This window comes from Rhodococcus sp. GXMU-t2271, from assembly GCF_041414735.1.
GTDB classification, from domain to species: Bacteria; Actinomycetota; Actinomycetes; order Mycobacteriales; family Mycobacteriaceae; genus Rhodococcus; species Rhodococcus indonesiensis.
Window position 1 is genome coordinate 236,714 of record NZ_JAUIZP010000027.1, and the last position, 6,950, is coordinate 243,663.

Sequence of the window (6,950 nt, forward strand, 5' to 3'; positions counted from 1 at the left end):
GAGTAGGCCCCGGCACATGTGCCGGGGCCTACTCGTATTCCGCGATCAGGCGGTCTTGTCGCGACGCTCGCGCTCGGGCTTGCGCGGCACGATCGTGGGAAGCACGTTGTCGTTGACGGTTTCGGCGGTGACGACCACCTTGGCGACGTCGTCGCGGCTCGGGATGTCGTACATCACCGGCAGCAGGACCTCTTCCATGATGGCGCGCAGACCGCGGGCACCGGTACCACGCAGAATCGCCTGGTCCGCGACGGCTTCCAGACCGTCCTGGGTGAACTCGAGTTCCACCCCGTCCATTTCGAAGAGCCGGACGTACTGCTTGACGAGCGCGTTCTTCGGCTCCGACAGGATCTGCACGAGCGAATCCTTGTCGAGGTTCGTCACCGAGGCGACGACGGGCAGACGACCGATGAACTCGGGGATGAGCCCGAACTTGATCAGGTCTTCGGGCATGACCTCGGCGAAGTGATCGGTGGTATCGATCTCGGCCTTCGACTTCACCTCGGCGCCGAAGCCGATTCCGCGCTTGCCCACCCGGTCCGAGACGATCCGCTCGAGTCCGGCGAAGGCACCGGCGACGATGAACAGCACGTTGGTGGTGTCGATCTGGATGAACTCCTGGTGCGGGTGCTTACGCCCGCCCTGCGGCGGCACCGACGCCTGGGTGCCCTCGAGAATCTTCAGCAGCGCCTGCTGGACGCCCTCACCGGACACGTCGCGGGTGATGGACGGGTTCTCGCTCTTGCGGGCGATCTTGTCGACCTCGTCGATGTAGATGATCCCGGTCTCGGCGCGCTTGACGTCGTAGTCGGCCGCCTGGATGAGTTTGAGGAGAATGTTCTCGACGTCCTCACCGACATAGCCGGCCTCGGTCAGCGCGGTGGCGTCGGCGATCGCGAACGGCACGTTCAGCATCTTCGCGAGGGTCTGCGCCAGGTACGTCTTGCCGCAGCCGGTGGGTCCGAGCAGCAGGATGTTCGACTTGGCCAGCTCGACCGACTCGCCGCGCGTGTCGCGCGCCTTCTCGCCCGCCTGGATGCGCTTGTAGTGGTTGTAGACCGCCACCGCGAGGGTCCGCTTCGCGGAGTCCTGCCCGATGACGTAGTTGTCGAGGAACTCGCGGATCTCGGCCGGCTTGGGCAACTCGTCGAGCTTGACCTCGTTGGACTCGGCCAGCTCTTCCTCGATGATCTCGTTGCACAGGTCGATGCACTCGTCGCAGATGTAGACCCCTGGGCCCGCAATGAGCTTCTTGACCTGCTTCTGGCTCTTTCCGCAGAAAGAACATTTGAGCAGGTCGCCCCCGTCACCGATACGTGCCATCTGTCAGGTCCCTACTTCCTCGTGAGCGTGCAACCGATCCCGCGACCGCCGACAGCGCCGGTCCGGGGAGCGGGCCCTTGGAACGACCGTACCCGGAGACAGCGACGGCGGTCGACCGGTTCCGGGCGATTCGGGCCATTATTTGTGCGGCGCAGCGGCAATGCCGCGCGAGCACACCGGCCCGGCCACGAAGGCGCGCGGGGCGCACTCCGGGCCGGGCCGAGGCGGTTACTTCTGGGCCGAGAGCTTGCGGTACTCGAGCACGTTGTCGATCAGACCGTAGTCGACGGCCTCCGCGGCGGTGAGGATCTTGTCGCGGTCGGTGTCCTTGCGGATCTGATCGGGATCCTTGCCGGTGTGCTTGGCCAGCGTCGTCTCCATCAGGCGGCGCATGCGCTCGATCTCCGCTGCCTGGATCTCCAGGTCGGACACCTGGCCCTGGATGCCGCCGGTGGCGGGCTGGTGGATGAGCACGCGGGCGTTGGGCAGGGCGAGCCGCTTACCGGGGGTACCGGCAGCGAGCAATACCGCCGCCGCCGATGCGGCCTGGCCGAGGCAGACGGTGGTGATGTCGGCACGCACGTACTGCATGGTGTCGTAGATCGCCATCAGTGACGTGAAGGAGCCGCCGGGCGAGTTGATGTACATCGTGATGTCGCGGTCGGGGTCCAGCGACTCGAGCACCAGCAGCTGAGCCATGACGTCGTTTGCGGACGCGTCGTCCACCTGCACGCCGAGGAAGATGATCCGTTCCTCGAAGAGCTTGTTGTACGGGTTGGACTCCTTGACTCCGTAACTCGAATGCTCGATGAACGAAGGCAGGATGTAGCGGCTCGCCGGGGATGCGGGGGCGGTGCCCCCCGGGGCGGCAGCAGCTTGGCCGCCGAGCTGGCGCGGATCGAACAGGTTGGTCATCGCTTCTCCAGGAATTCGTGGGGCGTAGAGCGGATCGGGGGGCTCGGAACTAGTTGCCGGTGCCGCCGGCCTGCTGCGCCCGCGAGACGACGTGATCGACGAAGCCGTACTCGAGCGCTTCCTTGGCGGTGAACCAGCGGTCGCGGTCCGAGTCCTTCGTGATCTGCTCGACGGTCTGGCCGGTGTGCTCGGCGATCAGTTCCGCCATCTCCCGCTTGGTGTGCGCGAACTGTTCCGCCATGATCGCGATGTCGCTGGCGGTACCGCCGATGCCGGCGGACGGCTGGTGCATCATGATCCGCGCGTGCGGCAGGGCGTACCGCTTGCCCCGCGTGCCGGCCGAGAGCAGGAACTGCCCCATGGAGGCAGCCAGACCCATCGCGAAGGTCGCCACGTCGCACTCGACGAACTTCATGGTGTCGTAGATCGCCATGCCTGCTGTGACGGATCCACCCGGGGAGTTGATGTAGAGCGAGATGTCGCGAGTCGGATCCTCCGCGGACAGCAGCAGGATCTGCGCGCAGAGCTTGTTCGCGATGTCGTCGTCGACCTGGGTACCGAGGAAGATGATCCGCTCGCGCAGCAGCCGCTCGTAGACCGAGTCGCTGAGGTTGAGCCCAGCGGTGGCCGAGGTCATCGTGGGACCGATGGATGTCGCCGGATTCTGAGGAGTCACGGTACCTGCCTTCTCGTCAATCGTGGATTGCTGACACTGACAGTAACGAAGTGGGGCGGCACCGGATGCCCGGTGCCGCCCCACTTCGCTCAAAGCGGAAATTTCCACTCGGTGTACCCGGTGGCGGACCGTTGCCACGCCCCGCGTGCAATCGCGCGGTGCGGCAACGGATCTCGACCGGCTACTCGGATTCGCCCTCGCCGGCCGAAGCCTCGGCGTCCGCGGACTCGTCGTTGCTCTTCGTGCCGAACAGCTCGGAGGTGTCGACCGTGGCGCCACTGGTGTCGGTGACGGTGGCGCGGTCCACGACGCTGCCGAGGGCCTTGCCGCGACGGACGTCTGCGTAGACGGCGCCGAGCTGGTTCGCCTGGCCGATCTGCTGGATGAACTGCTCCGGCGGGATCCCGTAGCGCTGCGCCTGGAAGAAGATGCGCTCGGTGAGCTCTTCCTGCTCGACGGTGGTGCCTTCGGCCTCGGCGATCGCGTCGAGCAGCAGCTGCACCTTCACGGCACGCTCGGCCGACTCACGGGTGTCCTTGTCGAACTCCTCGCGGCTCGAGCCCTGTTCCTCGAGGAGCTCGTTCAGCTTGGTCTCGTCGTGATCGAGCGCGTGGATGGCGTCGTGCAGGGCGCCGTCGATCTCGGCCTGGACGACAGCCTCGGGCAGCGGCACCTCGACGGTCTCGAGCAGCACGTCGAGAACCTTGTCGCGGATCTGACCGGCCTGCTCGACCTTCTTGACCCGGGAGACCCGCTCGCGCAGATCCGCCTTGAGCTCGTCGAGGGTGTCGAACTCGCTCGCGAGCTGGGCGAACTCGTCGTCCTCGGCGGGCAGCTCGCGCTCCTTGACGCTGTTCACGGTGACGGTGACGACGGCCTCGTCGCCGGCGTGGTCACCGGCGACCAGCGTCGTGGTGAACTCCTTCGACTCGCCCGCGGACATGCCGACGAGCGCCTCGTCGAGGCCGTCGATGAGCTGACCCGAACCCACCTCGTGGGACAGACCGGTGGTGGAGGCCTCGGGGACCTCCTCGCCGCCGACGGTCGCGGACAGATCGATGGACACGAAGTCACCGTCCTGCACCGGCCGCTCGACACCGGTGAGGGTGCCGAAGCGCTGACGCAGGGACAGCAGCTGCTCCTCGACGGCCTCGTCGGTGATCTCCACGGGATCGACGGTGACCTCGATGGAGGAGAAGTCGGGCAGGGTGATCTCCGGCCGGACGTCCACCTCGGCGGTGAAGACGAGCTCGACGTTGTCCTCGAGCTTGGTGATGTCGACCTCGGGCTGGCCGAGGACCTTGACCTCGTTGGCGGTCACGGCCTCGCTGTAGCGGGCCGGGATGGCGTCGTTGACGACCTGCTCGAGCACGGCGCCACGCCCAACGCGGGCCTCGAGCAGCTTGCGCGGAGCCTTGCCCGGCCGGAAGCCGGGAAGTCGGACCTGGCTGGCGAGAGCCTTGAACGCGCGGTCGAAATCAGGCTGGAGCTCCTCGAAGGGCACCTCAACGTTGATACGGACTCGCGTCGGGCTGAGCTGCTCGACGGTGCTCTTCACGGACATGCTCCTTCTGTCGTGCTCGTGTGTCGTTCTGTTCGTGCTCGTGTGTCGTTCGATCAAGCTGTCGCCGGGTGCGCGGTCCCACCCGGTTCCTCCTGGTCGGGATGACAGGATTCGAACCTGCGACCCTCCGCTCCCAAAGCGGATGCGCTACCAAGCTGCGCCACATCCCGTCGACACCGGCACCCGGAACCTTCCGGGGACCCGCGGGAGAATCCTACGGCCCCCCGATTATGAAATCCAAAGCGAGGTTGGGTACAGTCTGTTCCTGCACGCGGCGGACCCGGAAACCCGGGTCGATCGCATGCATGGGGATGTAGCTCAATGGTAGAGCCCCAGTCTTCCAAACTGGCTACGCGGGTTCGATTCCCGTCATCCCCTCCACCGGACCGTCACCGGTCTCGCTGTTCCTCGGCGTCGGCGAATTCGCAGAACGCGGTGTACGCCCGCGAACCGTAGATCGTCGCGGGACCTCCCTGCATGAGGAATGCGACGCCGATCGCCTCGGCCGCCTCCTGTCTGCTCGCCCCGGCACGGACGGCGCTGCGCGCATGGGAGGCGATGCAGCCGTCGCATTCGTCGACGACGCCGATGGCGAGCGCGATCAGTTCCTTGGTCTTGGTATCGAGGGCTCCGGGGGCGAAGGCGGCCTTGCTCAGTGCGTTGAAACCCTGATAGACCTCGGGGATCGCGGCGCGCAGCGCGCGGTGCTGCGGATTCAATTTGTTGAGGATTTCCCGGTAGTGCCCGTGCTCGCCCATGAGCCGACGGTAGACATCCACACCCGGCGCGGGCGCCGAATCGGCGGATTCAGGGCGCGTCACACAGCATGCGAGAGCCGCAGCAGCCCGTCGATCTCGTCGGTGAAGGCGCGGACGAGATTCTCGGGATCGGGCACCCGGTCCGCGTCCGCCTTGAATCCGACCCGGACCTTGCCGCTGTAGCTGAAGATCGAGACGCCCAGGGTCTGCTCACCTGCGCCGGGCACCCAGGCGAGCACACCGCGGATCTTCGCCCCTCCCAGGTATCGGTCGCTCGTCGGGCCGGGAACGTTGGTGGTGACTCCGATGGCCTTGTCGGAGAAGAAGTCCACGAAGAACCTCTCCAGTTCCGGGCCGGTCCGCCCTATCGCCTTGATCAAGCCGAAGGTGAGTGTCACCTCGGGTGAGTGCTTGATGACCTCCATACGCCGATGGGTCTCGACGATGCGTTCGAGCGGAGTCGCCAGCCCCGACGGGTATTTGAAGAGCACCAGAGCGAACTGGTTCCCGAGTTCCTTCGGGAGGGGCTGGTCGAGGGGGCGCACGTTGACGGGCACCATCGTGGGTACGTCCTGCGGCTCGCCGCCGTGCTCACGGATGTACGTCGCGAGTGCGCCGGCGACGGCACCCATGAGCACGTCGTTGACGGTGGTGCCGGTCCCGTGACCGATGTGCTTGATGTCGTCGAGCGGAAAGGGCTCGCACCACACCGCGCGCTTGGCCGTTCCGGGTCGGCCGCTGAGCGGCGTGTGCGGTTTGGGTCCGAGCACGAGCTTGTCCGCGATCTCGCCGGTGCGTTCGACCTGGGTGAAGGCGTCGCCGAGGACATGCGGATCGAACAGTTTGGGCAGGTCCCACAGCATGTGGGCGACGCCGGATGCGGCACCGGCGGTGGTCGATATCGCGGTGCCGGCCAGTTTGGCCGCGCCCTCGAGAAGGCCGGCACGGTGCTCGGGCTCAGCGTCCGCGGGGGCGTCGAGGTCACTGTCCGGAGTCTCGCCGGTCATCGAGAGCATCACCTGGTTGAGCGCGATGCCGTCGGCGATGCAGTGGTGGAGCCGGGTGTAGACCACGGCTCCGTGCCGGTATCCGTCGATGAGGTGCATCTCCCACAGGGGGCGGTGACGATCGAACGGCACCGGCATCCGCTGCTCGATGTACTGCTGCAGGGTCGCGTCGTCACTGCGGGGCAGGGTCGTCCGGATCAGGTGGTTGTCGAGTTCGAACGCCGGGTCGTCCTCCCAGTGCGGCGACCCGATGTGGGTGCGCGGCTGCACCGGGCGTTGCCGGAATGCGGGGTAGGCGTCGACGAATCGGCGCTGCACGAGGGACACCACGCGCGACCAGTCCACAGGCCCCTCGAAGAACATCAGCGAGTCGATGATCATGAGGTTCTCGGGCCGGTCCATGTTGAGCCAGATGGTGTCCACCGGCCCCATCACTCTGTTCACCACGGATGTCCCTTCTCGAGTGGGCGTCTACGAGTTTTTCATCGGCACGCGGACCGCGGAAGGGTCATTGGCCCTCGGAGCGCGCCGCGGCGACACCCCGCCCTGCTCGAGCAGGGCGGGGTGTCGCCGCGGCGCGCTCCGAGGGCCAATGACCCTTCCGCGGTCCGCGTGCCGATGAAAAACTCGTAGACGCCCACTCGAGAAGGGACATCCGTGGTGAACAGAGTGATGGGGCCGGTGGACACCATCTGGCTCAACATGGA

The 6,950-nt window shown here is 66.4% G+C and carries 6 protein-coding genes and 2 tRNA genes; 1 reads left to right on the forward strand and 7 read right to left on the reverse strand.

Features of this window, described 5'->3' with window-relative positions; translation table 11 throughout:
• Positions 1 to 45 precede the first annotated feature (45 nt).
• The 5 genes from clpX to QYS60_RS11130 form a co-directional block, all read right to left on the reverse strand.
• Entirely contained in the window at positions 46 to 1,323 is a 1,278-nt protein-coding gene (gene clpX / locus QYS60_RS11110) for an ATP-dependent Clp protease ATP-binding subunit ClpX (RefSeq protein ID WP_003938129.1), read from the reverse strand.
• Between the two features lie 228 nt (positions 1,324 to 1,551).
• Positions 1,552 to 2,238 (reverse strand): ATP-dependent Clp protease proteolytic subunit, encoded by a 687-nt coding sequence (locus tag QYS60_RS11115; RefSeq protein ID WP_003938128.1) that lies wholly within the window; start codon positions 2,236 to 2,238, stop codon positions 1,552 to 1,554.
• A gap of 49 nt (positions 2,239 to 2,287) precedes the next feature.
• Positions 2,288 to 2,914 (reverse strand): ATP-dependent Clp protease proteolytic subunit, encoded by a 627-nt coding sequence (locus tag QYS60_RS11120; protein ID WP_003938127.1) that lies wholly within the window; start codon positions 2,912 to 2,914, stop codon positions 2,288 to 2,290.
• Positions 2,915 to 3,095: 181 nt separating this feature from the next.
• Positions 3,096 to 4,472, reverse strand: a complete 1,377-nt coding sequence (gene tig, locus QYS60_RS11125; RefSeq protein WP_369292756.1) for a trigger factor — start codon at positions 4,470 to 4,472, stop codon at positions 3,096 to 3,098.
• 99 nt (positions 4,473 to 4,571) lie between these two features.
• Positions 4,572 to 4,648 (reverse strand) — tRNA-Pro (locus QYS60_RS11130).
• A gap of 137 nt (positions 4,649 to 4,785) precedes the next feature.
• On the opposite strand from QYS60_RS11130, the gene QYS60_RS11135 reads away from it, so the two are divergent.
• A tRNA-Gly gene (locus tag QYS60_RS11135) sits at positions 4,786 to 4,859 on the forward strand.
• 8 nt (positions 4,860 to 4,867) lie between these two features.
• Here the strand turns inward: QYS60_RS11135 and QYS60_RS11140 are convergent.
• Positions 4,868 to 5,236 carry a carboxymuconolactone decarboxylase family protein gene (locus QYS60_RS11140; RefSeq protein ID WP_371383158.1) on the reverse strand — a complete coding sequence of 123 codons (369 nt, stop codon included), beginning with the start codon at positions 5,234 to 5,236 and terminating at the stop codon, positions 4,868 to 4,870.
• 59 nt (positions 5,237 to 5,295) lie between these two features.
• Complete coding sequence (locus tag QYS60_RS11145) at positions 5,296 to 6,687, reverse strand: wax ester/triacylglycerol synthase family O-acyltransferase (protein ID WP_371383159.1); 1,392 nt, start codon at positions 6,685 to 6,687, stop codon at positions 5,296 to 5,298.
• Positions 6,688 to 6,950 lie beyond the last annotated feature (263 nt).